The sequence below is a fragment of the Micromonospora sp. NPDC052213 genome (genome assembly GCF_040679695.1).
In the GTDB taxonomy this organism is placed as follows: Bacteria; Actinomycetota; Actinomycetes; order Mycobacteriales; family Micromonosporaceae; genus Micromonospora.
In genome coordinates this window covers 1-26563 of the sequence record NZ_JBFAVI010000040.1, presented here as the reverse complement: position 1 = coordinate 26563, position 26563 = coordinate 1, and the positions used below count along the sequence as shown (strand labels likewise).

Genomic DNA, 26563 nt, shown 5'->3' with positions numbered 1-26563 from the left:
GGACGTGGCAAATGTCCTTCACCCGTTGGGGTAGGTGACAACCGGCTCCGCTTCCGGATCGGAATACGCCCAATGGGCGCCCGGCTGAGCCTGACGGGTGAGGACCGCAACTGACGGCTCCGACAGCGGCCGGTAGGGCAACTCATGAAGCAAGCGGCTTGCTTCTTCGACGGGGAACCAGCGGGCCTCCTGAATCAGGCCATCTGGGTCGCGGACGTGCAGGGTCGGATCCACCACGTCGACGGTGAAGTTCCACACCCGGCTGACGGTGACTGCTCCGGTCACCGCCGCCGTGCCATGAAGAACGAGGTCCGTGGTTGCGACGACGAGACCTGTCTCCTCGGCCAACTCTCGGCAGGCGCCCTCAAACGGCGTCTCGTGGTCCTCGATCCGCCCGCTCGGGATGTTCCAGTAGGGGCCGCCCCACCGTGGGTACTCCTCGTACACGAGAACGACTTTGTCGTCGTGATGTGCGAGAACGCCGGCGTACCGGGACCGACTCATGCTTGGCACGGGGGCCATTCAACCTCACCTCAGCACCGCGCACGGGCACGGGCACGTCACAGCTTTCACTATCTGCGGCAAATCCGGATGCCCAAGTCAGGCACACCGGTATTCGCTCGGGCGGCTCCGCTCCCTGCGGTCTCGGATGACGACCTTGCCGGGCCCGGTGGTGTTGGTGCAGTCCGGGCAGTGCACGTCGAGGCTCGCGATGTCGGTTGTGATCGCGGCCGAGCCGAAGTAGGCGGGATCGAGAATGAAGGCCACACGGGTGCCGGCTCCGGCTGGAGCGGAGAACTCCGCAGGTGGCTCGACCGGCCGTAAGCCGATGAGGCTCTGCCGAAAGCCGTGGCCGTGTCGCCAGACTTCGACGGTGGTCTGCGAACTCACGGCCGCCGCCGCAGCGCTCAACCAGCGATCGCTGTTAAGCAGCGAGTCGTTGTAGCCGAGATTCGGCATGCCCCGGCCGGTCAGGATGTCCGCCTGGTCGTCGGTCACTGAGAAGATGAGATCAGCGGTGATCTCCGCTACGACGTCGGGCGTGTGGCTCGCGGCGACCCTGGTTGCCGGATGAAACGCGTGCCCCACAACCGCGCAAAACACCCGAGTCGCCAGACGAGGATCCTCCCTGCCTACCCCGAAATACATACCGGGTCGCTTGCGTACGGAGTCGTCGAACTCCAGGACCGTGATCTTCGCGGGGCTATAGTCAGGCTCCGTCACGCCACCAACGCTATCCCGACGAGGCACGCGCGGTCATCGACAGAGGCGGATGCGGCGTGGTCCACCGAAGTGGGGCAGATGTTACGCTGTGTTACTGATCAGGACTGTGGCGTAGGACCCGGGGGTAACGGCGTCATCCGCTGGCCGCGACAGACCATCCCCTACCTGTCGGGTGTGGGCGTGGCGGTGGCGAGCGGGTGGGGTTGGCGGTCATGGCTGCGAGGGCGGCGGCGACAGCGTGCAGGTCTGCTTTGATGTAGGGGGTGGTGACGGGTCCACGCTGGTCGGTGTGGCCGGCGTAGGCGCGGGCTACGCCGTAGCTGAAGTGGCTTTCCACCCCAGGTGAGGGTGGTGTGCCGCAGCCAGTGGGTGGAGATGCCCTGCGCGGCGACCCAGGGCAGGCGCTCGCCGATGCGTTTCCACAGGTGGCCGTAGCGGCGGCTGCTGAGGTAGGCCGTTGCGGTAGCGCAACAGCCGGTCGGTGGGCAGAACGGCGCCGCGGACGCGGGTATGCCACCACGTCGGCGAGAGTGCGCAGCCTGGCGCCGTCGTGCACCCGGCACCCCCGCTCGGCCAGCAGCGGCCGCACCTCGGCGACGCTGCGGGTGATCGTCGAGCGGTGCGCCCCGAACCAGGCTGCTACCACGTCGTGGGTCAGTCCATGCCGTAGGTGCACCAGCGCGGCCAGCGGGCGGTCGGTGAACGCGAGCCGGTGCTTCGCGCCAGCGCCGATGCGGCGACGACGTGTGCGCGTGGCGAGCCGATCACGGTGGCGGGCCTGCCACCGTGGTGCCAGTTCCGCGACCAGGCCCGCAATCACCTGCCGAGACAAGCCTGTCATTCGAGGGTTCATCATGATCGCAGCGCCAGCCATGGCACGAACAACGATCATCGATGCTCAAGGATTCGCAACCGTGCACGAGGTCGGATCCCGGCGTCGAGGTCTCCCGGATCTCGCAACGGTACGCGGAGTCGTCGAGCGTCCGGTACTCCGTGGGCACCATCTGCAGCGGCTGCATGTCCCCGCGCGTCGCGATGAACTCTCGGTTGAGCCGGTTGAGCAGCTCCACCTGGGCACGACCGGCGGTGGCCGCGCTGGGGTGCGCCGTAGGCGGCTTGGTCGGTGGCACAGTTCCAGCGCGTGTAGGAGATGTCGTCGAGTGGGATGGAGAGCGCCCGGACGCCGAGGTCGGACATGGCCTGCAGCTTGGCGACCAGCGCGGCATAGTCGTTCTCGTCGGCGTAGCAGATGGAGACGCCGGGCGAGAGCGCGAAGGTGAATTCGACGTGGTGTCGGCGGGCTTGGTCGATCAGCTCGGCCAGCTTGTCGGCGGGGCAGGGGTCGCGCCAGCGTGCCCGATGGTAGAGGTCATCCATGGGCGCGTAGACGCAGGTGTTCATCTTGACGTCGCCGTAGAACGCCAGCTGGTCGGGGCGCTCGGCGTGCGTCCACGGCGATCCGTAGAAGCCATCGATCGATCCGCGCAGCGGCATGGCCGGGAAGTCCTGGATCGCCACCGCCGGCACTCACTGTCACTGTCCCGAAAGCCACGGAGGACGCGGGAAGGACCGCGCCGGTCAGCCCAGGCGCGATGTAAAGTTTTCTAGACAGGAAGTCAAAGATTCGCTACCTTGGTGATGTCAAAGATTTCAGACATCCGGAGGGCTTGTCATGACGCACGAAGAGAAACGCGCGTGGATCAGGCTGGTCGTCGCCGTGCTCGGCTACTCCGCCTACGTGGCCCTCATCGTCAGCCGCGCCGATGGTCGTTCGCTGCCCGACGTGCCGTACGCGAGCGCCCTGTTGTGGACGGTCGGCGCGGCCATCGTCGCGTCGATCGTGGCGGAGATCGGCATGGCCGTCCTGAATCCGGGCGCGCCGCGCGTCAAGGACGTGCGGGACCGCGAGATCGGGCGGCTCGGCGACCACGTCGGCCAGTCGCTCGTGGTCGTCGGCGCGGTCGCCGCGATGCTCATGGCCATGGCGGACTGGGACCGGTTCTGGATCGCCAACGTCATCTACCTGTGCTTCGTGCTGTCGGCGATCCTCGGCGGCATCACCAAGGTCATCGTGTACCGCAGGAGCCTCCCGCAGTGGTGAAGCCGACGCAGGTCACCAACCGCATCCGCGCGTTGCGCTTCGCGCACGGCGAGATGACCCAGGCCGAGCTCGCCGAGCGCATCGGCGTGACCCGGCAGACCCTCATCGCCATCGAGCAGGGCCGCTATTCGCCATCCCTGGAGATGGCCTTCCGGATCGCCCGGGTGTTCGGCGTTCCGCTCGACGACGTGTTCCAGTACCCCGACTCTCCCGAGGAGAAGTCATGAAAGCGATCGTCCACGACGTGTACGGCCCGGCCGACGTGCTCGAGCTCCGCGAGGTCGACAAACCCTCGGTCGGAGACGACGAGGTGCTCATCGAGGTACGCGCCGCTGGCCTGGACCCAGGCGTGTGGATCTTCATGACCGGCCGGCCCATGGCGGTGCGGCTCGCGGCCGGACTGCGCCGGCCCAAGGTCGCGGTGCTCGGTCGGGCCGTCGCTGGTGTGGTGGTGGCGGTCGGCGCCGGCGTGACCCGCCTGCGCCCCGGCGACGAGGTGTACGGCACCTGCCAGAGCGGCTCGTTCGCCCAGTACGCGACGGCGCGGCAGCACCGGCTGGCACCCAAGCCGGCCAAACTCACCTTCGAGCAGGCGGCGGCGATGCCCATCTCCGCGGTGACCGCGCTACAGAGCATCTGCGACGCACGCGTGCAGCCCGGACAGCGGGTGCTGATCACCGGCGCGGCCGGGGGCGTCGGGTCGTTCGCCGTCCAACTGGTCAAGGCATATGGGGCAAGCGTGACCGGCGTCTGCAGCACCTCAAAGATCGAGCTGGTGCGCTCCATCGGCGCCGAGGACGTCATCGACTACACCCAGCACGAGATCGACCGTGGCGGCGCGCGATACGACATCATCATCGACACCGCCGGCAACCGGCCGTTGTCGCTACTCCGGCGCGCAACCACGCCGCGCGGGACGATCGCCCTCGTCGGTGGCGGCCACGCCACAGGCTGGCTGCTCGGCGGCTTCCAACGCCAGATGGCCGCGCCGTTGCTCTCACTGTTCGGCAGCCAGCGAGTGCGCGGCGTGGCCGCTCGGGAGCGCTACGAAGATCTCGAGGAACTGACCACCCTCACTGAGGCGGGCTCGGTCACCCCGGTCATCGACCGTACCTACGCTCTCGCCGACGCGCCCGACGCGATGCGCTACCTTACCCAGGGCCATCCCGCGGGGAAGATCGTCGTCACGGTGTAGCCCAGCCGGGAACGGCACAGCACGACCCGTTACCTTTCAGTGCGCTCTAGTGAGCACGTGATCGGCAGTCCTACCTTGCGGTGGGACGGTCCCGGTCTGACCGGCGGATGCCGTGCCGGGTTCACGCTTCACGGCCACCTGCCCGCGTACGCGGGTCTTACGGTCGGCTCCACGTGCTGCCACCGGGCCACTCCCGGCGGGGTCGAACTCGGCCGCGAGGGCGGCCAGGTTCAGCGAGGCGTTGCGGTCGCGGTTCATGACCAGGCCACACGCCTCGCAGTGGTACTCGCGCTCGGACAGGGCGAGCTTGGCTTTCGCCGCGCCGCAACCCGAGCAGGTCTTGCTGGATGGGTACCAACGGTCGGCGATGATCAGTCGTCCGCCGTTCCACTGGGTCTTGTAGGTGAGCTGCCGGCGGATCTCGGCGAATCCGACGTCGGTGATGTGCCGGGCCAGCCTGCGGTTGGCGAGCATGCCGGCCACGTTGAGGTCTTCGACCACGATTGTGCCGTGCTCGCGGGCGAGTCGGGTGGTGAGCTTGTGGATGCCGTCTCGGCGCAGATTCGCGACGCGGGCGTGGGCGCGGCCGAGCCGGGCAGCGGTGCGTTCCCAGCGTTTCGACGACCGTCGTCCGATACGCCGGTCCGGACCCTGCTTGCGCGACAGCGCCCGGCCCAGCGTCCGCAGCCGGGCCTGCGCGACGGTCAGGTGGCGCGGATTGTCGGCTAGTTCGCCGGTGGACAGCACCGCGAGGTGCGTGATCCCGACGTCCACACCGACCACGCTGTCGGGTCGGGCCGGCGTTCGGCCGCACCGTTCAACTTCGACGCAGAAGGCGACGTGCCACCTGCCGCCGTCACGGCGGACCGTGGCGGACATGATCCGGGCAGTGCCTGCTTCGAGGCGGCGGGCGAGCTTTCGGGCCGACTCGTGCAGCTTCAACCGTCCCAGTCGGGGCAGCACCACATGCTTACGGCCCGACTCGACCCGGATCGTGCCGGTGGTGAACCGCACGGACGGGGTGGTGCGGCGGCGGGACTTGAACCGGGGGAACCCGACCGGCCGTCCGGCCCGCTTACCCGATCGAGAGTCAGCCCAATTCTTCAACCCGCGAGCGAGCGCATCCAGGCCGGTGTTGAACGCCTCCTTCGAGCATTCCCTCCACCACGGGGCGACCTGCTCCTTGACGGCGTCCCACGTCTTGCGCAGGGCGGGCAACGTCCATGACATGCTTAGGGTCAGAAAGTCGTCCGGCACGCCGTAGGTTCGTTCGGCGGCCCGCTGGTCCATGACGGCCTTGACCCGCGCCAGCGCCCAGTTGTGGGCAACGCGAGCAGCCCCGGCATGCGCCAGCACCGCACGCTCCTGGCCCGGAGTCAGGTCGAGGGCGAACCGGTACGCCTGGATCGTCTTCACGCCGGGTCGTCCCTGGTAGCGGCCTCGACAGCGCGGCGGGCACGGTTCGCGGCGGCACGCCGCCCGTAGAGGCGGGCACACAGCGACGTCAGGATCTCGGTAACGTCGCGCACCAGGTCGTCGTCCACCTCGGCCGGGTCGACCACGAGCAGCCGACGACCCTGCGCGGCGAGGGCGGCCTCGACATACTCGGCTCCGAAACGCGCGAATCGGTCGCGGTGCTCCACGACGATGGTCGTCACGGCCGGGTCGCGCAGCAGAGCGAGGAACCTCTTACGGCGCCCGTTCAGTGCGGATCCGACCTCGGTCACCACCCGGTCCACGGCAAGACGCTGCCCGGTCACCCACATGGTGACCCGGGCGACCTGCCGGTCCAGATCCGCCTTCTGGTCGGACGACGACACCCCGGCATAGACCACGACCTGCCCAGCGTTCCGGGTAGCACCGGCCAGGGGCTCGCCAACCATGATGAGCCGCCCGAGCCGGTACGTAGGAACAGGCAACGTCCCGGCCGCGTACTGCCGACGGGCGGTGACGTACGCGACGCCCTGCGACGCTGCCCATTCCTTCAAATTCACACACTCCACTATCGAGCGTCAAAGAGCGCCAAAGGCCCCCGCCGCGCTAGCTGCTGCTAACCCCGCGACCGCGATAGCTGGCGCTCGTGTCAAGTGTCCCCATCGGCCGGACACCAGCATCTTCCTTGGGGTCCCGCCGCATGCGGGCACCCGGGCGCTCTGTGAGCGGCATGGCGTGACGGATCATTAAGCGGTGATGAACCCTGCCGCGCTGCCGGTCGACCCCGGTGCGTTCTCGTTGGCCGTTCCGCCGCTGTTTGCCGCGCTGGCTCCGGCGCGGAGCATCCTCATCGCCGGAGCGGGCGGCGGGTTCGACGTGTACGCCGGCCTGCCCTTGGCGTTCGCCCTGTGGCGCGGCGGCGCACAGGTGCACCTGGCCAGCCTGTCCTTCTCCGAACTCGAATTGATCGACCGGGACGCGTGGGTAGCGGAGCACGTCGCGGCGGTGCAGCCGGGCACTACCAGCCCGGACTGGTACTTCCCCGAACGGACGCTCGCCCGGTGGCTGGCAGCTCAGAAGCTGCCGTCGACCGTGTACGCCTTTCCGCCGCTCGGTGTCCAGCCGTTACGGGCCGCGTACCGGTACCTGGTCGAACAACTCAACATCGACGCGGTGGTGCTGGTCGATGGCGGCACCGATGTCCTGCTGCGCGGCGACGAAACCGATCTCGGCACCCCGGTGGAGGACATCACCAGCCTGGCCGCCGTGGCCGCGCTGGACATGCCGGTCAAGCTGGTGACGAGTCTCGGCTTCGGCATCGACGCCTACGACGGCGTCAACCACGTCCAGGTGCTGGAGAATCTCGCCGCTCTCGACCGCAACGGCGGCTACCTCGGCGCCCTGTCCATCCCCGGTTCCAGCCCGGAGGCGGCGCTGTACCGCGATGCTGTCGCCGACGCCCAGGCCGCCACCCCGGACCGGCCGAGCATCGTCCAAGGGCAGATCGCCGCCGCCACCACCGGCGCGTTCGGAGACGTCCGGTTCACTCGGCGCACCGGCGGCGGCGACCTGTTCGTCAACCCGCTGATGGCGATCTACTTCACCGTCGACCTCGACAAACTCGCTGCCCGATGCCTGTACCTCGACCGCATCGAAAACACCGTCGGCAGACGACAGGTCATCACACGCATCCAAGCGTTCCGCGACGAGCTCCTCAACGCACGCATCCCCCGCGCGTTCCCCCACTGAACGGCCGGACGGCGGCACGCTTCATCACCCTGGCCATGCTCGCCCTGGCCGTCCTGACCATCCTCACCGCCACCGCAGCAGCCCGACGCCGGCCCGGAGATCATCGCGTTGACCTCGCCGAGATCCGCCGACTCCTCAACTCCTTCGTCCTCGCCGTGGCGCTCCCACCAGCGCACATCCTGCACTGGTCGATCTGGCGACGAACATCCCAAGCCCGAGCCCGACGAGCCCACTACCAGCACAGACAGGCGAAGTGACGTTGGAGTACTAACTCGCGTTCTTGCGAGGGGGAAGCTTCCAGTTCGGCCGGACGTAGTGGCACGTGTAACCCCCGGGATTTCGCTCCAGGTAGTCCTGGTGTTCCGGCTCGGCCTCCCAGAAGGGGCCAGCGGGGGTGACCTCGGTGACCACCTTGCCCGGCCACAGGCCGGAGGCGTCGACGTCGGCGATCGTCTCTTCGGCGATCTTTCGCTGCTGCTCGTCGCAATAGAAGATGGCCGACCGGTAGCTGGTTCCCACGTCGTTGCCCTGGCGATTCTTCGTTGTCGGGTCGTGGGCCTGGAAGAAGAACTCGAGAAGCTCTCGGTAGGCCAGTTTCGCGGGGTCGAAGACGACCTCGACCGCCTCGGCGTGAGATCCATGGTTCCGATACGTCGCGTTCGGCACGTCTCCGCCGGTGTATCCGACCCTGGTGTCGACTACGCCCGGGTGTTTCCGGATGAGGTCTTCCATGCCCCAGAAGCAGCCGCCGGCCAGGAGTGCCTTCGCAGTCGTCTCGGTCATCGTCGCTCCCCGTCCGGGTGCTCGAAAATTCTGCGGTACTCGCCGTAGCCTTCACGCTCGAGGTCGTCGCGTGGGATGAACCGGAGCGCCGCCGAGTTCATGCAGTAACGAAGTCCGCCAGTTTCTGGGGGACCGTCGTCGAACACGTGGCCCACGTGGCTGTCCCCGTGCGCCGACCGGACCTCGGTGCCGAACATGGCGTGGCTCGACTCTCGGACCTCGACCACGTTCTCCGATTCGATCGGCCTGGTGAAGGTCGGCCAGCCGGTGCCGCTGTCGTACTTATTGACGGAAGCGAACAGCGGTTCACCCGACACCACGTCGACGTAGATCCCCGGCTCCTCGTTGTCCCAGTAGGCGTTGTCGAAGGCTGGCTCCGTCCCCGCTTCCTGAGTGACTCGGTATTGCTCCGGCGACAGCCGAGAAACTGCCTCGGGGCTCTTGCGGTACTCGTGTGACACCGTTCTTCCCCTCCAGGGTCGGCAAGAACGCTCAGGGTCTACACACGCCTGCCCGAGTGCGTACCCCGCCTAGAATCGACTAACCACGGGGCTGGTAAGCGGACCACGGTCAGGCACATGCGAGGCCCTATTGGGTCGCTGGATCTATCGCACCTCAGGTGGCGGACGAGTGTCGCGGATCAGTTGTCGGATGACAATCACAGGAAGCGCTCTGTCCCGTCCCGGCTGATGCTTGACACGCGAGTTCAAGGGGTGCGCAAGGAGCTCGGCGAGCTTCTCGGATGGTGTCATGAAGCCGAGGGTCTTGCGGGGGCGGCGTTGGGGCTCTGGGCGAAGCGGGCATGGTCCAAGTCACGCACCGTGATGCCACGAAGGAGTCGTCGCCAAGCCTGAGCGTGAGGCACCGGCAATAGTTGGCGTCCCCGACCAGGTGCGGGTACGGCGTTTGCCGGACGGACCACAACTTGCCGCTGTCTGCGGTTGGTCAGCCCTGTCACGTTCGCGCGTGGCTCGTCGCCCACTCGAGCGCGTAGTCGGCCACCTGCTCCCAGCCAGGCTCGACGCCGGTGAAGTGTGAGCGGTCCGGAAACTCGTAGATCTCAGTCGTCGCCTCGGAGTTGCGGTATTTCTTCGCGTTCGAGCGGATCACCGAGGGCGGCATCAGGTGGTCTTGGCCGCCCATGATGAACAACAACGGAGCACGATCGTCCAGGTCGTAGTCGACCCAGGTCTCCTGGTGGCCCGGTTTCCAGTTGGCTGTCAGGCCATAGGCCCAGACCCAGCTGCCGGGCGCCGGGATGTGGAGGCGGTCGTACGCCGCATCTGATTCCTCCCGGCTGACCGTGTTGGCGAAGGCATAGTGGAACTGCTCCTTGGTGAAGCCCACCGCCCGGTGCCGGTTGGCCGGGTCCTTCAGGACTGGGAACAGGGACTTGATCTGGGCCGGCGGGTTCACCCGCACGCCCTCGGGGGGCGCCGAGTCGATCACCACCGCGGCGGCACCCAACCCGCGGTTCACCAAGAGCTGGGTGAAGGTCCCCCCGAAGGAGTGGCCCATGATGATCGGCGGACGGTCCAGGCTCTCGACCACCTCGCTGAGATGGTCGAGCGTTGCGGGAACGGAGGCCTCGGCGATGACCTCGGGTCTTTCCCGCAACGCCTCTACCTCAATCTCGAATCCCGGGTACGTCGGCACGACGACCTCATGGCCCTTCGCCCGGTAGTGCTCCACCCAGCGGTCCCAGCTTCGGGCGGTCATCCACAGCCCATGGATCAGCACGATCGGCAGGGCATTCGTCGTCGGTTCGCTCATGATGCTCCTTCCGAGGGCTGCAGCAATCGCCGGAACCCTCGGACAGCGGCAACCTCACGCCGCAGGAATGAAGTCGCGGCCCGCCGGCGCACGCGCTGCACCGCCTCCGGGTCGCCGGTCGCTTCCATGAAATCGTAGCGGTCCGCACACCGGCCGGAACCGGAAGCGACGTGGACGCCGGACACGTCGTCAGTTCGGCGCATCTGGTCACGGACGGTTACGCGCTGGCCCTGGCCGGCTGCCGATCGTGTCACCCACCAGGTGAAGCCGCCGTGCCCTCATCAGCCGGAGTCGGACAACCGGCCGCCGGCGATGCCTGGTCTGGTGACCGAAGCCCTCACCGCCTAACTGACCGGCGTTGCGACTAGCCCCGACTAAGCCCCTTGGGCGCAATGGGTCGAACAGGGCTGAGCGGGCAGTCGTTCGGGCGGGCGCCACCGATACCGCAGGAAGACTCATCGATAGCCTTTAGTGGCCTTGACGATCTGCGGGCTGACCACGATCGCGTACCCGACGAGAATCGCCGAGGTGAGCCCGAGCAGCAGGCCAGGTTCGGTGACCACCAGCGTCACCACGATGGCCAGCGTGATGCCCACCAGGCCAACGATGAACCGGCGCCGGGGCATGCGACCGAGAGCGAAGCGGTGCAGACCCAACCCGCACAGCATCCACGTGACGATCGACCCGCCCAGCACGAATCGCGCGTTGACCGGCATCTGACGCGACTGACCAATCTCGTACACCACAACACCCAGCGCCCATCCCAGGAAGAGCACGGCCGCGCCAGCGGGTGAGTGGAGATAGGCGTAGCCCTGACCGCTGCCCAACTGCGGCACGGCGAGCCTGCTGTTCACGTAGGTGGTGTAAATCCACCAGATGCTGGCGGGCAGAAGGAAGGCCGCAACGGCGGCGGCCACCACGCGGGCGGGCGGATGGGCGATCGGTACCGCGTCACGCAGGTTGGTCAGCGTAGCGCCGAGCAGAATGATGGTGAACTGCCCCAGCCGTTCAGGCAGGTGGGTGCTGTGTACGGGATGGCGGCGCAGCCATCGACGGCCGAGCCACGGGGTGAGCAGCTCAACAGCCAGGGCGGTGATCCACACTGCCGGTCGTACGGTCGGGGAGATGACCAGTGACCCAGCCCAGAGCAACCACCCGGTACCGAATCCGGTGAGATAGACGGCGACCAGATCCCAGGCGGACCGGTCGGCTGCGAGGACTCGCAGGTACATCAGGAGCAGACAGCCACGCACGATCAGGTACCCGACCGGCAGCAGCAGCCCGGAGGGGGCCTGCTGCACGCCGAGGGTGATGGCGCCAGCACCAATCGTCGCAGCCAGCACGAGCAGTCGGTGCAGAGTGTCGTCCGGGTCGTAGCGGGTGTCGTAGAAAGACTGGCCGATCCATGACCACTGGATGAGCACGTAAAGCACGATGGCAACGGCGAGTTCTTGCACACTCGGCGATGCCCGGATGTCCAACCGCGCGGTCACGCCCAGCAGGGCCAGGACGAATACCAGATCGAAGAAGAGTTCAAGCCAGGTGGCATGCCGCTCTTCGTTCAGCTCCGGCCCGCCGGGGTAGCGTAGCCCCAGCAGATCCACGGCACGGGACAGCCGGGCCAACCTGCCACCTCCGGCCAATCGCCCACCCCCACGCCGTCACTACCATTGGTAATCATTACCTAACGGGTCGTGCCGCCATGCCGAGACCCGCCCTGCTGCACCGGTTCCTGCCGCGGCTGAGCCACCGAGTTGCGCAGCGTCTCGTGGTCGACACCCGACCCCGGGCCCACGTCCCGAATCGTTGCGGCAGGAAACGAGCACCAGGCCGGCATTGCCGCAGCGCTCGACGGCACAGGCACCCGATCCAGCGGTCCCCCGTCGTGCTCCCGGACAAATCCGGTACCCACCCGTCTCGGCTCGACTCGCCGAACTCATGCGACAACCAGGTGTAGACCCCGATCGAGGTGGTACTCGGATGCCCTGGCGAGGAGCGGAGGCCCATGTGGCTGTCAAGACCGAAGAGCGGGTGGGCATCGCAGGTGTCCGGCCGTTCACGATTGAGGTCCCCGAGGCGGAACTCGAGGCGCTGCGCGCGCGCATCAGGGCCACGCGCTGGCCCGAGAGGCAGACCGTCGATGATCAGTCGCAGGGCGTACCGCTCGAAACAAGCCAGGCGCTCGCGCGCTATTGGGAGAAGGAATACGACTGGCGCAAGGTCGAGGCGAGGCTGAATGCACTACCGAACTTCATCACCGAGATCGACGGGCTCGACATCCACTTCATCCACGTCCGATCGAAACACGAAGACGCCCTGCCGCTCATCGTCACACACGGCTGGCCCGGCTCGGTCATCGAACAGCTGAAGATCATCGGCCCGCTCACCGATCCCACGGCACACGGCGCGAGCGCGTCGGACGCCTTCCATCTGGTGATCCCGTCCCTGCCGGGCTACGGGTTCTCCGGCAAACCGACCACGCCAGGCTGGGGCCCGGAGCACATCGCACGCGCCTGGATCGAACTGATGAAGCGCCTCGGCTACACCCAATTCGTCGCCCAGGGCGGCGACTGGGGCGCGCTCATCACCGACCTCATCGGTCTGCAGGCGCCCCCGGAACTGCTCGGCATTCACACCAACATGCCCGGCACGGTTCCCCCCGACATCGATGCACTGATCCAGTCCGACATCACCGGGATAAACAAGGCGCTCAGCAAGCTGCCCTCCAACCTCTCAGAAGAGGAGAAGCGCGCCTGCGGGCAGCTCGACTTCTTCTGGAAGCATGGAGCCTATGCCCTCGTGATGGGGACGCGCCCCGAGACGTTGACCGGACTCGCGGACTCGCCCATCGCATTGGCGAGCTTCATGCTGGACCATGACGCAGCCAGCCTGGAACTGATCTGCCGGGCCTTCGCCGGCCGACCCGGAGGCCTCACGCGAGACGACATCCTCGACAACGTCACGCTCTACTGGCTGACGAACACGGGGGTTTCTGCGGCTCGTCTCTACGCGGAGAACAAGCTGTCCTTCTTGTCCGCGAAGGGTGTCGCCGTGCCGACCGCCGTGAGCGTCTTCCCAGACGAGCTCTATCAGGCGCCGCGGAGCTGGGCGGAACGGGCGTACCCCAATCTCATCCACTACAACCGGCTCGACCGGGGCGGGCACTTCGCGGCCTGGGAACAACCGCAGCTCCTCACCGAAGAGCTTCGTGCCGGTTTCCGGCCGCTCCGCTAGCCGAGGCGACTCGGGTATCCCGACGTGGTGTGTTGGGTACGCGAAACGGACTGACGACTGCGAGGGGGAGGCATGGACGGCGCGCGGATCCCACCCGGATTCACGGAGCAGACGGCGCGGGTCGGTCAAATCACGATCAACTACGTGCGGGGTGGTCAGGGTGGGACATTGGTCCTGCTGCACGGCTATCCACAGACGTGGTTCATGTGGCGCAAGGTTCTGCCGGAGCTTGCCAAGCGGTACACCGTCATCGCGCCCGACCTGCGCGGCGCTGGCGGTAGCGACGCCCCGGCAAGCGGATACGACAAGAAGACCCTCGCCCGGGACGTACACGACCTCCTCGCCCAACTCGGGCTCGAACAGGATATCTGCCTGGTTGGCCACGACATCGGCACCATGGTTGCCTACGCGTACGCCGCCGCCTATGGCGACCAGGTGAGCAAGCTCGTCCTCACCGAGGCGCCCATCCCCGACCAGGGCCTGTATCAGGCTCCGTCGCTCACACCGAGCGGGCCGGGCCTGTGGAACTTCGGGTTTTTCAGCCTCCCGAACGGGCTGCCGGAGCAGATCGTGGCCGGCCGGGAGGAGCTCTGGGTGGATCGGTTCACCGACTCGATGGAGGTGCAGAAGACCGGCATCGGCGCGGACGAGGTCGCAGAGTACGCCCGGCACCTTCAGGACGACGCCCACCTGCGGGCGAGCTTCGAGTATTTCCGCGCCCTTCCACAGGACATCGCCGACAACGCCGAGTACGCCAAGACGAAACTCACCATGCCGGTGCTCGCCCTCGGCGCCCGGGCGAGCCTAGGGGACGCCGTATCCCAACAGGCCGCCCAGTACGCCTCCAACGTGAGCGGCGCCGTCGTGGAGAACTGTGGCCATTGGATCTTCGAGGAACGCCCCGCCGAACTCACGAGCCAACTGCTGGAGTTCCTCCAACCGGCCTGACCTGACCCGTTCGACTCCGGCCGGCCGTAGCCGGCAGTTTCCGTTGGCTGTCACGGCCCGGAGGCGCGGTCCGCGGCGGCGGCGAGCGGGTGTGGTTGGCCGCTCATGGCGGCTAACGCGGCCGCCACGGCGTGGAGGTCGGCTTTGATGTATGTGGTGGTGGCCGGCCCGGTGGAGCCGGTGTGTCCGGCGTAGGCGCGGGCGACGCCGTAGCCGAAGTGCCGTTCGACCCAGGTCAGGGTGGTGTGGCGCAGCCAGTGGGTGGAGATGCCCTGGGCGGCCACCCACGGCAACTGCTGGCCGCTGGGGTGACGACGAGGCTGCGTTGATGAACAACGGCAGCGGTGACGAGTGGGCGGTCGTGTTCACCGCCGAGGGTGCGTTCATCGGTGTGTTCGACCATGAGTCGGCGATGGCGCCTTACCGCAGTCCGGACCGCGAGCTGTGGCCCGGACTGCTTGACGGAATCCCCACAGTGTTCCGACATCAGATCGAGGAACCAGCGTTCGGCGACGAGGAAGGACAGTTTCTCGCCACCGCGTACTGTGGCGGCTCTCCGGTGACAACCGCTGGCACGCCGGCGAAGGCATCGCGTTCCCTCCGCTCGGTGGACCGTACGACGACAATGCCCCGGACGGCTCTGGGCCGCTCGAGATCCTGCTCGACGACATCGTCGACCGGTACGTCACGTTCGCCGAGGACTACCACGAGATCGAACTGGACCCGACGGAGGTCGAGCATGTCGTCGCGCACCGCCCGCTCACTGACGTCGTTGTGCAGGCTTTGAACCCAGAGATGACCGTTGCCAGGCTGCACGAGGACATCGCCGCGATTGGATACTCGATCGCGACGACGTGACATCAGGCCCGTACCTGGACCACCTCGACAGCACGCTGGTCACTCAACGGCTGTACCGGAAGCTGAAGCACATGCCTATAACTGATCGGCCACGGCCTGTGACGCGCGATCAGCGGCATGAGAGAGCACTCCGGCCGGAGGTCGATGGTTATTGGGCAGAGCCCCGTTGCCCCAACGGATACCGTGGCGCCATGTCTGTGGATCTCGTGGCGACGTTGGGAGAGCCAGTGACGCTTGACGCCGTGCTCCGGTCGGGCCGCCAGGTTCTCTCCGACCTGCTTGGCGTTGCGGCGCCCGAACTTGTGGTCTTCGCCGACCGCGAATACCAACGAGGCGTACGCATCGACGGGGGCCGACAGCTTGCCGTAGCGGAGTTGCGAGAGACGGTGATCGGCCATCGTATCCCTGCGACGGAGCCAAGTTTCGCCGAGTCGATCCACTTTGAGATCGAGATACCCCCCACCGGCGACGGCGTCTTCCTCATGGCGATCGACCATCAGGGCGACGGTCTGGACGACGGCCGGCATGCCGTTTTCACCCCGTACCGCACCTGCGTGGGGGTGGCAGTGGCGGTCTCCCTCGCGTTGGCGACGGCACGACTCGCCCACGGCCAGTACGTCGATGAGCAGATCGGCATGGTCACACCCGCGGAAAATGAGCCCGACGCCATCATCGATCGGACGCGACTATCTGATGCAGGCGAGGACTTCGCGGCTCAATGCGAAAAATACCTCCGGCAGTTTCGGCACCTCAACGGTTGGCCGCGAGATCGCGCGATGCCTTGAGATTCGGCCGGCGATCATCCGGCGGTGCCGTCATCAGGTGAATCCGTTACACGCTGCTGTCGGCACACTCACATCGGCAGTTCCGGACGTGCCCACTCTCTGATTTGCTAACACCCGTTCAGCAGCATGACCGGATGCGCCGGGCCATCCACCAAGCTTGATCCTTAACCTTCTGTTGCTTGTGGGCGGTGATGCTCAGGGCGCGATTGGCGGTCTTCCCCACGCCGTGGTGGGGGGCGGGCCGGCGGTTGCGGGAGCCTGGCGGCCGTCCTGGCCGGGTCTGCCGGGTTTGGGGACACTGGCTGGCAGGACGCTGGTCGCGCGGATGTTGCGAAATCCTCGACGTACGCGGGCGGGGGTGAGCCGCTCGGGTGGTGCGGGGCGTTCCCAGGGGCGGCGTAGATCAGCGGCCAGGGGTCGGGCCAGGCGTAGCTGGGTGTAGGCGACGATGACCAGCCACGTCCAACGGTCAGCGACTTCGGTGGTGCGGATCTTCGGCCGGGTCCATCCCAGGGTCTGTTTGAACAGGCGGAAGGTGTGTTCGAGGTCGAAGCGGCGCAGGAACGCCTGCCACCAGCGGTCGACATCGGCGTTGGTGGCGTTGGTGGCGGAGCACCACAGCCAGACCGGTTTGGCGTCACGCTCCCAAGCGGGGGTAACTCAGCGACCGCGCGAAGTAGGGTCGTGAGATGGTGCCCGTGACTCGGCTGGACCACGCCGTCATTGCTGTCTCGGATTGGCGGGTCTCCACCGACTTCTATCGTGATGTCGTCGGTGCTGAGGTGATCGGCGTTGGCGGCGACCGCGTTGCGTTCCGAGTCGGTCCCAACCAGTTGAACGTTCATGGGCCGGGTGTCGACCTTGCGGACAACGTTGCCCGTCTCCCCGTTCGCCCGGGGAACAGTGACATCTGCTTCGTCTGGGAGGGGCCGATCGAGGAGGCGGTGGCACACCTGCGACAACACAATGTCGAGGTGGAAACAGGACCTGTTCGGCGATTCGGTGCCGGCGGGACAGGGACAAGCGTCTACTTTCGCGATCCTGATGGAAGTCTGCTCGAGTTCATCTCCTACGAGGCGTCCCCGCGGCGGGCCAGCCCCGACCCCGCCGCCCCGGACAGGCCAGCAGGCGGCCATCCGGGCGTAGCCGATGCCCCACGCTCGTCACGGACCACATCTTCGCGCAGAAGCCGCAGGCCCGAACCTGGCTCAGCATGATCAGACATCCGCTCATCGGCTACTTGTTAACTGGCGCTACGACCGCAGCCCGGCCAGGCATGGTCGAGGTGACCGGCGGGATCGCTCTCTCATCGGCTGCCCACCGCGGTTTGGTGTGGCTCTTATCTGGCGTGCGTCCTGCCGGTCACCGTGGCGCGGAGAGGCTCAAGAGGGGTCTGCCCAGCTCGAAGTAGCGCTGCCCTCCTCGCTGACATCAGCCCATGTCGGATCGAGGAGGACGAGCGTGGGACAGGTCATCATCGGTATGGATCCGCATAAGCGGTCCGCGACCATCGAGATCATCAACGACCGCGAGAAGGTCCTCGCGCAGGGCCGGTTCGGCACCGACCGCGACGGCTACCGGACGATGCTGAAGCTCGGCCGGCAGCACAGGGAACGTGTCTGGGCGGTGGAGGGTTGCAACGGCATCGGCCGGCACATCGCTCAACGCCTCGTCGCAGACGGCGAGACCGTGGTGGACGTGCCGGCGAAACTGTCCGCGCGGGCCATCGGTGAAGGCTTCGACGCCCCCGCCCTCGACACGCTCTTCCTCGCCGGTCCGATCTCTTACGACGGCCTACTCGTCCAATGCGCCGGCCGCGTCATCCGGGCCGCACCCGGCAAGGACCTCGCCGAGGTCCACGACTACCACGACCCGGCCACCCCCATCCTCGCCGCCTCACTCCCACGCCGCATGCCCGGATACCGGGCCCTCGGCTTCACCAGAACATGAACGCACCGCACAGGGGGCGTCTGTCGTGACCCAGGGAAGAGTCAGCGCGTGGGAGACTGGCGCCTCGGACACTATGTGCGAGAACCCGGAGCAAGGTCGGCGCGCAGCTGTCGGCGAAGCCTTCGGCCCATGGCGAGTTGGTCGCCTAGCGTGGTGCCGGCGTGCCGGATTGTGGCCGGGCTTGCCAGCACGCGAGGATCCCGTCATCGCGCCCTTGCGGTTGAGGCCGACCGCGCGTGCCCGCAGTGCGGGCACGACGACCGCCTCGGCGGCCCCGCAAATCGAACACCGATGGCCCGCAATCCGAACACGGCTTGTGCCGCAAATCAAACACATACGGCCACGCAGATCGAAACCGTGTCAGTTATCATGACGCCGTGCCCACACCGCACCTGATCCCCCGCCGCGCCGCCACGCAGGTCAACGACGCCTTGGCCGACACCCGCGTCGTGCTGATCAGCGGAGCACGTCAAGCAGGCAAGAGCACCCTGGTTCGCATCGTCGCCGGCGATCGTCTCGCCGAGCGTCGTGATCTCGACCGAGCGCAGGACCGGGCCGCTGCGCTCGCCGACCCGGTCGGCTTCGTGGACTCGCCCGAACTCCTGGTCATCGACGAGATCCAACGCGCTCCAGAACTGTTGCTGGCCATCAAGGCAGCCGTCGACGAGGATCCCCGTCCCGGTCGGTACCTGCTCACCGGCTCTTCTCGCCTGTTCGGCATGGTGGCCGCCCCGGACGCCCTGCCCGGCCGGATGGAAACCGTCGAGCTCTGGCCCTTCTCCCAAGGCGAACTCGAGGGAGCACCGGACGGATTCGTCGACGCCGTCTTCGCGCTCGGTCCGGACCTGCGACACGAGTCGAAGGTGACCCGCGCCGACTACGCGGCTCGGATCGTGTGCGGCGGCCTACCCGAGGCCACGACCCGCACCGACCCACGCCGCCGCCAACGGTTCCTCGACGCCTACGTCCAGGCGCTCATCGACCGCGATGTGCGGCAGCTGTCCGACATCCAGCACAAGGGCGAGCTACGCAAGCTGGTACGCCTCCTCGCGGCCAGGTCCGCGACCATCATCGCCGCCAACTCCCTCGAATCCGCCCTCGGACTGAGCCGGCCAACGATCGCCCGCTACCTCGAAGCCCTGGAAGAGATCTTCCTGATCAAGCGGATCCCCGGCTGGTCCCGCAACCTCGGCACCCGCGCCACCGCCGCGCCCAAAATGATCTTCGTCGACTCCGGCATCGCCGCCAACGAGACCGCCACCGACGCCCGGGCGCTGCTCCGGCCGGGCGCACCGTTCGGGCCACTACTCGAATCATTCGTCCTGTCCGAGCTGTCCCGCCAGCTCACCTGGTCTGAGCAGTCCGTCGACCTGTCCCACTACCGCGACCAGAGCAGGTACGAAGTCGACGCGGTGCTCGAAAACAGATCCGGGCACGTCGTCGGGATCGAAGTCAAAGCAGCCTCCACCGTCGGACCCGACGACTTCCGCGGGCTACGCCGACTCGCCGACCGCCTCGGCGACGACTTCATCGCCGGCATCGTCCTCTACACCGGCACCTCGACGCTGCCGTTCGGCGACAAACTCCGCGCCCTACCAGTCAGTGCCTTATGGCAGATTCCCGCCCCGCCAGCAGACTGACCTCGCTCCCTCCGCAGGTCGCTCCCAGTTGGTGAGGGCCCACCAATGATCGAACGACATGGTCTGCTGATCTTCAGCAAGCGGAGTCTCTACGCGAGTTCGCACAGCGCTAGCTGCCCTGATCTTGGTTGTTCTGGCTGGTAGGGGGTCTTGTCGCGGATGCAGGCCCAGAGGACGTTGAGGCGTTGTCTGGACAGGGCGGCGGTAGCTTGGCGGTGGATCTTTCCTTCGGCTCGTTTCTTGTCGTAGTAGGCGCGTGATCGTGGGCAGTGGGACAGGGCGGTGAAGCTGGACATGCTGAACACCCGGCGCCGACCGCGGTGGTAGCGGTGGGGCCGGACCTGGTGGCCCTGCCTGTGGCCGGAGTCCCTGGAGATCGGAGCGAGCCCGGCGTGGGCGGCGAGTGCTGCGGGGCTTTGGTAGGTGGTGAGGGTGCCGGCGTGGGCGAGGAACTCGGCGGCGAGGGTGGTGCCGATGCCGGGCAGACTGGTGACGATCTTTCCCAACTCGTGGTCGGCAACGACACCGGCGATGGTCTCCTCGATCATGGTGATGCGGACGTTGACCGCTTCCAGGTCGGTGGCCACCTGGGCCACGATCCCGGCTGCGGTGGCCTCGCCCGCGACGGCGACAGTCTGCGTCCGCGCGGCGGTGAGAACCTTGGCGATGAGTGCCTTGGCGGCCCAGACGCCGTGCTGGCGCAGGTAGGCCAGGATGCGGGCTTCACCGGCGCGGCGTAGTCTTGAGGGGGTCTGCCACTGCGCGAGGAGCCGGAGCGCCCTCTGCTGCGCAGGTTGAGCGTTTTCTCCAGGGCGGGGCTGATCATGGTCAGTAGTTCCTGGATGCGGGCAGTGATGCGTACCCGATCGGGCCCTCGGCTTCACCAGAACATGAGTGCATCCCATCGCCGGTTACAGGGATATGACAAAGCCAAGCGTGCTGGGCCTAGCGTAGTAGGCTGACGGGTATGGGCCGGTTCTCCGAGGATGAGCTGCACGCGGTTGTCTCCCGGTACGAGGCGACGCGGGCGCAGGCGTTGACCGAGCGGGACGAGCAGCTGCGGGCGTTTCATGCGGCCGGCTGGCGGCCGGTGGATCTGCAGCGGGTCACCGGGTACAGCCGGGAGACGATCCGTCAGGCGCTCCGACCGGAAGTCCGGCGAGCGACCAACCTCAGCCGGCGCCGGACATCCCCCCGGCCGCCGGCGGACTACCGGCCCTACGGTGACCGGAAGCCCTACGTGGTCGCCGAAACCCTCGCCGAACTGCACGGTCCCACCGGAGGCACGGTGACGCTTCCGCGTCATCTCGACTGGTCCGGCCACGCCGAGTACGACCTCAACCGGGCCGCACGCCTGGCCAGCATGTACAAGGTGGTACTCACCGAAGCCAGTACCGTCGAGGACCTGAACACCTGGCTCGATGCCGACCTCCTCCGGCGGCTCTGGCCCACCCTGTGGCTGCCACCCCAGCTCCGCCAGCGCTGGGAGGACGCCTTCCCCGAACTCACCGCAACCCGCAGCAACGCGGCATAAGAGGTGGACCCCTTCCACGAACGCCTTGCCCGCACCGGGCTCGCGGCGCCGATCGATACGGCTTCGCGCTGGCCGGCGGCTACGCCGTGCAGGCCGCTGGACTTGTCGAGCGGCCCAGTGAGGACGTCGACCTGTTCACCGCCTGGGACCGCCGCGACGAGTTCACCGCTGCGGTCGCCGCCGTCGTACAGGCCTACCGGGACGACGGCCTGACCGTCGAGACCGAGCGGCAGTACGACACATTCGCCCGGCTGGCTGTCACCGACGGCATGCGGGTTTCCAAGGTCGAACTCGGCGTGGACTGGCGTGCCAACGAACCGATCCTCATGGCGATCGGGCCGGTACTGCACCCGGACGACGCGGTCGCGAACAAGATGAGTGCCCTCTATGGGCGAGCGTTCGCTCGCGACTTCATCGACATTGACGCCACGCTCCGATCCGGTCGCTACACGCGCCAGGCCCTCCTCGGCCTCGCGCAGCGCGCCGACCGTGGTTTCGACCGGCGCATCTTCGCCGACGCTCTCGGACAAGCCACCCAGCTCGATCCCGACGACTTCGCCCAGTACGGCGTCACCGGCCGAGCGCTGGACAAACTCCGAAGCCGATTCGCCGAATGGCGCCGCGAACTGCTCGACGACGAGGAAGGATGACTCGGCTCCTGACTCGCGGCAGCGTTAGGCCTGTATACGCAGGACCCACAACGTTCTAGCTGATCGTCGGCAAGCGATCGCAGCGAGCCCGCGCAGCGACCGGCACACGAGGCCAGGAAGTAGAAAGCCGCAGGTCCTCGGCCTACGAACACCGGCGGAGCGTCGGGTTAGGAAACCGTAGCTCTATCCCCTGAGCTACGAGGGCGCGAGGGCCTAGTCTAGCGACCTGGGGGTTCACCTGGGGTGGCAGGGAGTGGCCCACGTTCACCCACGTCCCCCGCACCCCCGCCGCCTCGCCCTCGTCCTCGGGCACAGCGACGGCGACCAACCCCTCACGCTCGCCGCGCTGGTCGCCGCCCGTCCCGTCCCCGAATTGCCCGTCTAACGAAGAGCTACGGCACCCCCGGACGGGCGCTGAGGTCGCCGGGCTGCCGCCCATACCGACGTGGTCGGCGAGCCGCCAGCGAGCGGCCGACGCCGTGCGCGGCGGCGAGTTCGTCGAGCTGAGGAAGGACGATGACCAGCCTAATCGCTCACCACGAGTTGTTGTTCAGACCCCGACTACCGATTCTTCACGGTCCGGGACGAGGAGTGCGACGCTGCGGAAGGCGGCCACACGGCACTCACTCGATCGTACGAGGGCGGCGCTGCGGCGACGGAGTACGAGGTGTACGTGACTGCGGCTCAGGACCTGCTCAAGGTGCGAGCCCGCTTGGAAGTGTGGGACGGGCCCGCCGGCCCGGCAGACGGGTTCGACGACGTCCTAGCTTTCAGGCTGACCTGCCCCAGCGGAATACTGCAAATGGGAGACGGCAGCGGCACCGCTGTCGGAGGGATCGACCTCCCGGGCGGCCCTGGCATGTACACCACGCAGGTACAGAACCGCGGTCGCGCTGACGCCCGCGCGGCACTGCGGCGTCTCGATGAACGAATGATGTCCTCACCTTCCGCAGCCTGGCCAGAACTGTTCGCACCCTACGAAGGCACCGAGGAGTACCTGATCCGCGTCTGGTTCAGCGAACCCCTGCCCGACGACTATGACGATGAGGCCGACCTATACGAGGTGTAGCTTGGTCTACCTTCCTCGGAAGAACATCAACCATCGAGGGCTGTATCCGCGCCTGCGGTGAACGCGCCATCGGCACGCTTAAGATCTGGAAGCTTTTCGCCAAGCTGCGCTACGGCAACCAAGGGCGTGCAGGGCTCCGGTTGGGGAGTGCTTGCCTTGGGAGCCGCTGGGGCAGCGGCTAATCGTGGAGCAGGTGTACGACCACCACGGCAGCGGCCTGTACCGGCTCCCATTACCCGGCGCAAGGCCGTGTAAGGCCTCCATATGGCCAGGTGCCGACCCGCCGGGTGCGAGCGGAGCCAGGAGCGCCTTGTACGTACCGTCAAGGGTCAAGCTCCCAGCCGCCCGTAAGTGCGGAGGTCCGTGTGTCCGGGGGTCCGCAGCTTGCCCTCCCGCGAGTCCCCTGAGTCGGGATCTTTCCGTTCAGGAGGTGCGCCACCTCTGTCACATGCCTCGGCGCGCGTTACGGGTTCGGCAGGGGTGCTGCGCCAGGCTGCGGCAAGTGCTGCCAGGTCGGGGTATCGGTCGGCGGGTGTCGTGGTGGTGGCTCGTACAGCTACCTGTTGTTGATGGCGGGAACCACGCCAGCCGGGTGGGGAGTCGAGGAGGTGGTAGATGGCGCGGCCGAGGGTGTAGCGAGCACGGCTGAACATCTGGTTGCCCGGGTGGAGACGGGCAATGAGCCGACACAGAGCCCCGACGGAACCGGCGAGACCACGTACCTGCGGATGCTGATCAGGCCCCGATGAAGTCGAGGATGCGCCCGTTCACCAGCTCCGGCTGCTCGAGCGGGAGACCGTGACCGGCGCCCGGAATGATCTCAGCCCGTACACCCGGGATCAGCGCCTCCGCCCGGGCGAGTGCCTTCTTCGGGCAGAGCAGCGAGCTGCGGCCGGCAATGATCAACTGCACCGGCACGGTGATGGAGCGCAGCTCGCCGTCGGAGAACGGGCGCGCGGCAGGCCGGTTGGTGCGCCACGTACGGGCGGCCAGCATGACCGGGTTCAGGTGCTCGGGCGGCATGACCAGTGCGTGGTTGGCCAGCAGGCGGGCCAACCAGGGCCGGATGCGCTTGGGCGCGAGCGTGGCGAACGCGCCGAGCAGCAGGTTTGCGTAGAACCGGAACGGCACCTTCTCCAGGCCGCCCGGGTCGAGCAGGGTGACCGACGCGAGCCGTTGCGGCCGGTGCACGGCCAGGCAGAGGCCGAGCCAGCCGCCGTACGAGACGCCGACGACGTGCGCCGATCCCAGACCGAGGCCGGCGAGCGTCTCGTGGAGCCACTCCGCGTTCTCCTCTGAGCCGATCACCACGCGGCGCTGCACGCTGCGGCCCGGGTCGTCGATCGTGTCGATCGCGTACACCGGGTGCTGCTCGCCGAGCTGGGCGATCTGCGGGTACCAGTTCGAGGCGTTACCGGCCGAGCCGTGCAGCAGAACGATCGGCGTGCCCTCGCCGTCTGCCGGGCCGTGGTGGAAGACGTGCACGGTGCCGAAGCTTGTCTCGACGTTGAGCTCGGTGCGGGGTTCGGGCCACGAGCGCATGGCCACGTCGTAGGCCGCGAGGAATCTGTCTCGCGCCTGCTCGCTGGTGAAGCTACCGATGCGTTGCCTGATGGTGCGCATGGGTCCTCCCCGGATTTTGATAGTACGATCGTACTATCAAAATCCACGGTAGGTTATCCGGGATGCCGAGACTGTCCGACCACGCCGAACGGCGCGACCACATCCTGGCCGCGCTGCTGCGCATCGCCGGAACCCGCGGGCTGCACGCCGCCACCATGCGGACCGTCGCGGCCGAGGCCGGCATCACCGTGAGCACCCTGCAGTACTACTTCCACTCCAAGGAGGAGCTGCTCTTCGCCGGGCTGCAACACCTGGCCGAGCGGCTGAGCCGCCGGGCCACGGCGGTGACGGCAGATTCCGTACGGGACGCCATACGCGCCTGGCTTATCCAACTGATACCCGTTGACGAGGAACAGCGGGCGTCGTACCGGGTGTTCGCCGCCTACGCCGCGCTCGCCTTCACCGACAACGCGCTGGCCAGGCAGCCGTACACGCGCAACACCGCCGCCCTCGAGGACGCCATCTCCGGTCGGATCGCGGCCGCCCAGCGTACGGGGGAAGTCGGCGCCGACCGCAAGCCGCAAGCGGAGGCCGCCACCCTCCTCGCCCTCGCGACCGGCCTGGGCGACAGCGTCACGGCCGGCATGCGCCCGGCCGACGACGCCCTGACGCTGCTCGACTACGCACTCGACCGGCTCTTCACCGGCGCATGACCGCCTCGCTGACCCTCGGCTCCTCGATCATCGGCGACAACGCCGGCCCTTGGTCGGTGCTGCGGCCGCTGGTCGGGGTCACCTACCCGCCACCGCCGCCACGGGTTGAGGCAACGGTGCCGGCCTCATCCCACAACTGCAGCAGCAGGCGGTTGACCTCGTTCGGGCGCTGCCGATGCGGTTCATGGTCCGCCCCCGGCACCCGATGCAGGCGGGCGCCGATCCTCCTCGCCACGATGCCGGCGGTGACGATCAGCGCCTCGCCGACACTCGACCGGTAGGCCGACTGCGCGGTTTCCCAGGTGCCCGCAAGCACCAGCTTGGGGTAGTCGTGCGGGCGGAGCGCGTCGACCGGCAGGTCGGCCTCCCAACACGGGCGCTCCCGCAGGGCGGTCCCCGCGGCCCGCACCGCGAACTCCCGGGGCTCGGGGATCGCGTGCTCGCCGGCGCCGTACGCCGCGAGGAGGTATTCCTCCGCCGACATCGATCGCGAGGCCGCCACGTACCGCCGGTTGTTCTCCAACGCTGCGGCCACGACCGGGTGGTCGGCCGCGACCGCCAGCGCCGACGGCTCGATCAACGCTAGCGAGCGCACCAACTCCGGGCGCCGGACCGCGGCGAGGATTGCGACTACGCCGCCGTACGAGTGACCCACCAGGTGAGTGGGCCGGTCCATCAGCCCGACGATGTCGTCGGCGTCCACGTCGTAGTCGCTCTGCTCGGTGTCCGGACTGGCGCCGAAGCCACGCCGGTCCACCACCAGAATCCGTCGATGGCTGGCGAGTGGTTGCTGCCCCGCGAACGCGGCGAGCCCCCATGTCATGGTGCCGTGGATCAGGATGACCTGGTCGTCACGTGCTTGGGGCGCGTCCCAAGTGGTGACATGCAAGGGAAGCATGGGCCCGACGGTAGCGGATGCCAGTGGGCCTGACCCGCTTTGACGGACATCTGAGATCAGGAGCCGGAGGGCTCCAGGAGGATGTCCAGCATCATGGAGAGCATGGGTAAGAAGCGGCCGCGGCCTCGCCGATCGTTTACGGCGCAGTTCAAGGCCGAGATCGTGGAGTTGTGCCAGCGCGGTGATCGGACGATCGGACAGGTTGCGAAGGATTTCGACCTGACCGAGACCGCGGTGCGGGACTGGGTGAAGCAGGCCGAGTTCGACGCCGGCGCCCGTAATGACGGGTTGACCAGCGACGAGCGGGTGGCGGCGGCGGGAACTGGCCGGTCGGGCGGGGCTGGTCGTGGCGGGCGCGCTGCTGCTAGGCGCGGCGCCGATGCTGGTGGACAGCCTCCGGCACGGCCGCAACCCGCTCGCCGCGGTCCTGGCCGCCGGCGGCGGGGACGCGACGGCAAGCTG

General features: G+C 67.5%; 30 protein-coding genes and 3 pseudogenes. 16 read left to right on the top strand and 17 right to left on the bottom strand.

Annotated elements, in window-relative coordinates; translation table 11 throughout:
- Nucleotides 1–18: 18 nt before the first annotated feature.
- The 5 genes and pseudogenes from AB0L34_RS13110 to AB0L34_RS13090 form a co-directional block, all read right to left on the bottom strand.
- Nucleotides 19–504, bottom strand: coding sequence for an NUDIX hydrolase (locus AB0L34_RS13110; protein WP_363704556.1), 486 nt, complete (start codon nucleotides 502–504; stop codon nucleotides 19–21).
- Nucleotides 505–600: 96 nt separating this feature from the next.
- Nucleotides 601–1224, bottom strand: coding sequence for a hypothetical protein (locus AB0L34_RS13105; RefSeq protein WP_363704555.1), 624 nt, complete (start codon nucleotides 1222–1224; stop codon nucleotides 601–603).
- A gap of 133 nt (nucleotides 1225–1357) precedes the next feature.
- Nucleotides 1358–2065: a transposase family protein gene (locus AB0L34_RS13100; RefSeq protein WP_363704585.1), complete on the bottom strand. Its 708-nt coding sequence runs from the start codon at nucleotides 2063–2065 to the stop codon at nucleotides 1358–1360.
- Complete coding sequence (locus tag AB0L34_RS13095) at nucleotides 1989–2450, bottom strand: beta-N-acetylglucosaminidase domain-containing protein (protein WP_363704584.1); 462 nt, start codon at nucleotides 2448–2450, stop codon at nucleotides 1989–1991. Before AB0L34_RS13095 ends, AB0L34_RS13100 begins: the two co-directional genes overlap by 77 nt.
- Nucleotides 2377–2718 (bottom strand): annotated as a pseudogene (locus AB0L34_RS13090) (beta-N-acetylglucosaminidase domain-containing protein); the annotation flags it as partial. The pseudogene AB0L34_RS13090 and the gene AB0L34_RS13095, both read right to left, overlap by 74 nt.
- 178 nt (nucleotides 2719–2896) lie before the next feature.
- On the opposite strand from AB0L34_RS13090, the gene AB0L34_RS13085 reads away from it, so the two are divergent.
- From AB0L34_RS13085 to AB0L34_RS13075, 3 genes are read left to right on the top strand one after another with little or no spacing between them, the layout of a single operon-like run.
- Nucleotides 2897–3325, top strand: a complete 429-nt coding sequence (locus AB0L34_RS13085; RefSeq protein ID WP_363704553.1) for a hypothetical protein — start codon at nucleotides 2897–2899, stop codon at nucleotides 3323–3325.
- Nucleotides 3319–3552, top strand: a complete 234-nt coding sequence (locus AB0L34_RS13080; protein ID WP_357464536.1) for a helix-turn-helix transcriptional regulator — start codon at nucleotides 3319–3321, stop codon at nucleotides 3550–3552. Before AB0L34_RS13085 ends, AB0L34_RS13080 begins: the two co-directional genes overlap by 7 nt.
- Nucleotides 3553–3569: 17 nt before the next feature.
- Nucleotides 3570–4520, top strand: a complete 951-nt coding sequence (locus AB0L34_RS13075) for an NAD(P)-dependent alcohol dehydrogenase (RefSeq protein ID WP_363704551.1) — start codon at nucleotides 3570–3572, stop codon at nucleotides 4518–4520.
- 36 nt (nucleotides 4521–4556) lie between these two features.
- Here AB0L34_RS13075 and tnpB read toward each other — a convergent pair whose 3' ends face one another.
- Complete coding sequence (gene tnpB / locus AB0L34_RS13070; RefSeq protein ID WP_363704549.1) at nucleotides 4557–5936, bottom strand: IS607 family element RNA-guided endonuclease TnpB; 1380 nt, start codon at nucleotides 5934–5936, stop codon at nucleotides 4557–4559.
- The gene (locus AB0L34_RS13065) at nucleotides 5933–6514 is read right to left on the bottom strand and encodes an IS607 family transposase (protein WP_363704548.1); all 582 of its coding nucleotides are present in this window, start codon (nucleotides 6512–6514) and stop codon (nucleotides 5933–5935) included. The genes tnpB and AB0L34_RS13065 overlap by 4 nt, the downstream gene beginning before the upstream one ends.
- A gap of 196 nt (nucleotides 6515–6710) precedes the next feature.
- On the opposite strand from AB0L34_RS13065, the gene AB0L34_RS13060 reads away from it, so the two are divergent.
- Nucleotides 6711–7703: a DUF1152 domain-containing protein gene (locus AB0L34_RS13060; protein WP_363704582.1), complete on the top strand. Its 993-nt coding sequence runs from the start codon at nucleotides 6711–6713 to the stop codon at nucleotides 7701–7703.
- 35 nt (nucleotides 7704–7738) lie between these two features.
- Nucleotides 7739–7960, top strand: coding sequence for a hypothetical protein (locus AB0L34_RS13055; protein WP_363704546.1), 222 nt, complete (start codon nucleotides 7739–7741; stop codon nucleotides 7958–7960).
- 10 nt (nucleotides 7961–7970) lie between these two features.
- On the opposite strand, the gene msrA is transcribed toward AB0L34_RS13055, so the two are convergent.
- The 4 genes from msrA to AB0L34_RS13035 form a co-directional block, all read right to left on the bottom strand.
- On the bottom strand, nucleotides 7971–8486 hold the full coding sequence (gene msrA / locus AB0L34_RS13050; RefSeq protein ID WP_363704544.1) for a peptide-methionine (S)-S-oxide reductase MsrA: 516 nt from the start codon (nucleotides 8484–8486) through the stop codon (nucleotides 7971–7973).
- Entirely contained in the window at nucleotides 8483–8947 is a 465-nt protein-coding gene (gene msrB / locus AB0L34_RS13045) for a peptide-methionine (R)-S-oxide reductase MsrB (RefSeq protein ID WP_357445634.1), read from the bottom strand. Before msrB ends, msrA begins: the two co-directional genes overlap by 4 nt.
- Nucleotides 8948–9440: 493 nt before the next feature.
- Nucleotides 9441–10259, bottom strand: a complete 819-nt coding sequence (locus AB0L34_RS13040) for an alpha/beta hydrolase (RefSeq protein ID WP_363704542.1) — start codon at nucleotides 10257–10259, stop codon at nucleotides 9441–9443.
- Nucleotides 10260–10714: 455 nt separating this feature from the next.
- Entirely contained in the window at nucleotides 10715–11884 is a 1170-nt protein-coding gene (locus AB0L34_RS13035) for a low temperature requirement protein A (protein ID WP_363704540.1), read from the bottom strand.
- Between the two features lie 382 nt (nucleotides 11885–12266).
- Between AB0L34_RS13035 and AB0L34_RS13030 the strand changes: the two genes are divergently transcribed.
- Together AB0L34_RS13030 and AB0L34_RS13025 are read left to right on the top strand one after the other, a co-directional pair.
- A complete protein-coding gene (locus AB0L34_RS13030; RefSeq protein ID WP_363704538.1) occupies nucleotides 12267–13493 on the top strand; it encodes an epoxide hydrolase family protein in 1227 nt (408 codons plus the stop codon).
- Between the two features lie 72 nt (nucleotides 13494–13565).
- Nucleotides 13566–14441: an alpha/beta hydrolase gene (locus AB0L34_RS13025; RefSeq protein ID WP_363704536.1), complete on the top strand. Its 876-nt coding sequence runs from the start codon at nucleotides 13566–13568 to the stop codon at nucleotides 14439–14441.
- Between the two features lie 50 nt (nucleotides 14442–14491).
- On the opposite strand, the gene AB0L34_RS13020 is transcribed toward AB0L34_RS13025, so the two are convergent.
- Complete coding sequence (locus AB0L34_RS13020) at nucleotides 14492–14725, bottom strand: hypothetical protein (protein WP_363704534.1); 234 nt, start codon at nucleotides 14723–14725, stop codon at nucleotides 14492–14494.
- Nucleotides 14726–14927: 202 nt separating this feature from the next.
- Entirely contained in the window at nucleotides 14928–15194 is a 267-nt protein-coding gene (locus AB0L34_RS13015) for a hypothetical protein (protein WP_363704532.1), read from the bottom strand.
- 296 nt (nucleotides 15195–15490) lie between these two features.
- Between AB0L34_RS13015 and AB0L34_RS13010 the strand changes: the two genes are divergently transcribed.
- On the top strand, nucleotides 15491–16084 hold the full coding sequence (locus AB0L34_RS13010; protein ID WP_363704530.1) for a hypothetical protein: 594 nt from the start codon (nucleotides 15491–15493) through the stop codon (nucleotides 16082–16084).
- Between the two features lie 118 nt (nucleotides 16085–16202).
- On the opposite strand, the pseudogene AB0L34_RS13005 reads toward AB0L34_RS13010, so the two are convergent.
- Nucleotides 16203–16717, bottom strand: a pseudogene (locus AB0L34_RS13005) (transposase); the annotation flags it as partial.
- Between the two features lie 56 nt (nucleotides 16718–16773).
- On the opposite strand from AB0L34_RS13005, the gene AB0L34_RS13000 reads away from it, so the two are divergent.
- From AB0L34_RS13000 to AB0L34_RS12990, 3 genes are all read left to right on the top strand, one after another.
- Entirely contained in the window at nucleotides 16774–17301 is a 528-nt protein-coding gene (locus tag AB0L34_RS13000; protein WP_363704528.1) for a VOC family protein, read from the top strand.
- A gap of 244 nt (nucleotides 17302–17545) precedes the next feature.
- Nucleotides 17546–18034 carry a transposase gene (locus AB0L34_RS12995; protein WP_363704526.1) on the top strand — a complete coding sequence of 163 codons (489 nt, stop codon included), beginning with the start codon at nucleotides 17546–17548 and terminating at the stop codon, nucleotides 18032–18034.
- 377 nt (nucleotides 18035–18411) lie between these two features.
- A complete protein-coding gene (locus AB0L34_RS12990; protein ID WP_363704524.1) occupies nucleotides 18412–19674 on the top strand; it encodes an ATP-binding protein in 1263 nt (420 codons plus the stop codon).
- Nucleotides 19675–19763: 89 nt separating this feature from the next.
- On the opposite strand, the gene AB0L34_RS12985 is transcribed toward AB0L34_RS12990, so the two are convergent.
- Nucleotides 19764–20261 (bottom strand): transposase, encoded by a 498-nt coding sequence (locus tag AB0L34_RS12985; protein ID WP_363704522.1) that lies wholly within the window; start codon nucleotides 20259–20261, stop codon nucleotides 19764–19766.
- A 380-nt stretch (nucleotides 20262–20641) separates the two neighbouring features.
- On the opposite strand from AB0L34_RS12985, the gene AB0L34_RS12980 reads away from it, so the two are divergent.
- The 3 genes and pseudogenes from AB0L34_RS12980 to AB0L34_RS12970 all read left to right on the top strand — a co-directional run bounded on the left by AB0L34_RS12980 (nucleotide 20642) and on the right by AB0L34_RS12970 (nucleotide 22927).
- Nucleotides 20642–21208 (top strand): hypothetical protein, encoded by a 567-nt coding sequence (locus AB0L34_RS12980; protein WP_363704520.1) that lies wholly within the window; start codon nucleotides 20642–20644, stop codon nucleotides 21206–21208.
- A 3-nt stretch (nucleotides 21209–21211) separates the two neighbouring features.
- A pseudogene (locus tag AB0L34_RS12975) lies at nucleotides 21212–21858 on the top strand (nucleotidyl transferase AbiEii/AbiGii toxin family protein).
- A 667-nt stretch (nucleotides 21859–22525) separates the two neighbouring features.
- Nucleotides 22526–22927, top strand: coding sequence for a hypothetical protein (locus tag AB0L34_RS12970; protein ID WP_363704518.1), 402 nt, complete (start codon nucleotides 22526–22528; stop codon nucleotides 22925–22927).
- Nucleotides 22928–23662: 735 nt separating this feature from the next.
- On the opposite strand, the gene AB0L34_RS12965 is transcribed toward AB0L34_RS12970, so the two are convergent.
- Nucleotides 23663–24550: an alpha/beta fold hydrolase gene (locus AB0L34_RS12965; RefSeq protein WP_363704516.1), complete on the bottom strand. Its 888-nt coding sequence runs from the start codon at nucleotides 24548–24550 to the stop codon at nucleotides 23663–23665.
- 62 nt (nucleotides 24551–24612) lie between these two features.
- On the opposite strand from AB0L34_RS12965, the gene AB0L34_RS12960 reads away from it, so the two are divergent.
- A complete protein-coding gene (locus AB0L34_RS12960) occupies nucleotides 24613–25203 on the top strand; it encodes a helix-turn-helix domain-containing protein (RefSeq protein ID WP_363704514.1) in 591 nt (196 codons plus the stop codon).
- 82 nt (nucleotides 25204–25285) lie between these two features.
- Here the strand turns inward: AB0L34_RS12960 and AB0L34_RS12955 are convergent, their stop codons facing one another.
- Nucleotides 25286–26101, bottom strand: a complete 816-nt coding sequence (locus AB0L34_RS12955; protein WP_363704512.1) for an alpha/beta hydrolase — start codon at nucleotides 26099–26101, stop codon at nucleotides 25286–25288.
- 81 nt (nucleotides 26102–26182) lie between these two features.
- Between AB0L34_RS12955 and AB0L34_RS12950 the strand changes: the two genes are divergently transcribed.
- Nucleotides 26183–26563: transposase (locus AB0L34_RS12950; protein WP_363704510.1), on the top strand; the 381-nt coding region annotated here is incomplete at its 3' end.

What these genes read in the sequence shown, in the direction of transcription:
- AB0L34_RS13110 (WP_363704556.1), bottom strand. Translation starts at nt 504, where the DNA reads ATGAGTCGGTCCCGGTACGCCGGCGTTCTCGCACATCACGACGACAAA.
- AB0L34_RS12980 (WP_363704520.1), top strand. Translation starts at nt 20,642, where the DNA reads ATGGGCCGGTTCTCCGAGGATGAGCTGCACGCGGTTGTCTCCCGGTAC.
- AB0L34_RS13095 (WP_363704584.1), bottom strand. Translation starts at nt 2,450, where the DNA reads ATGCCGCGCTGGTCGCCAAGCTGCAGGCCATGTCCGACCTCGGCGTCC.
- msrA (WP_363704544.1), bottom strand. Translation starts at nt 8,486, where the DNA reads ATGACCGAGACGACTGCGAAGGCACTCCTGGCCGGCGGCTGCTTCTGG.
- AB0L34_RS13025 (WP_363704536.1), top strand. Translation starts at nt 13,566, where the DNA reads ATGGACGGCGCGCGGATCCCACCCGGATTCACGGAGCAGACGGCGCGG.
- AB0L34_RS13000 (WP_363704528.1), top strand. Translation starts at nt 16,774, where the DNA reads ATGGTGCCCGTGACTCGGCTGGACCACGCCGTCATTGCTGTCTCGGAT.
- AB0L34_RS13085 (WP_363704553.1), top strand. Translation starts at nt 2,897, where the DNA reads ATGACGCACGAAGAGAAACGCGCGTGGATCAGGCTGGTCGTCGCCGTG.
- AB0L34_RS12960 (WP_363704514.1), top strand. Translation starts at nt 24,613, where the DNA reads ATGCCGAGACTGTCCGACCACGCCGAACGGCGCGACCACATCCTGGCC.
- AB0L34_RS13060 (WP_363704582.1), top strand. Translation starts at nt 6,711, where the DNA reads ATGAACCCTGCCGCGCTGCCGGTCGACCCCGGTGCGTTCTCGTTGGCC.
- AB0L34_RS13010 (WP_363704530.1), top strand. Translation starts at nt 15,491, where the DNA reads ATGTCTGTGGATCTCGTGGCGACGTTGGGAGAGCCAGTGACGCTTGAC.
- AB0L34_RS13100 (WP_363704585.1), bottom strand. Translation starts at nt 2,065, where the DNA reads ATGACAGGCTTGTCTCGGCAGGTGATTGCGGGCCTGGTCGCGGAACTG.
- AB0L34_RS13055 (WP_363704546.1), top strand. Translation starts at nt 7,739, where the DNA reads ATGCTCGCCCTGGCCGTCCTGACCATCCTCACCGCCACCGCAGCAGCC.
- AB0L34_RS12965 (WP_363704516.1), bottom strand. Translation starts at nt 24,550, where the DNA reads ATGCGCACCATCAGGCAACGCATCGGTAGCTTCACCAGCGAGCAGGCG.
- AB0L34_RS12955 (WP_363704512.1), bottom strand. Translation starts at nt 26,101, where the DNA reads ATGCTTCCCTTGCATGTCACCACTTGGGACGCGCCCCAAGCACGTGAC.
- AB0L34_RS13040 (WP_363704542.1), bottom strand. Translation starts at nt 10,259, where the DNA reads ATGAGCGAACCGACGACGAATGCCCTGCCGATCGTGCTGATCCATGGG.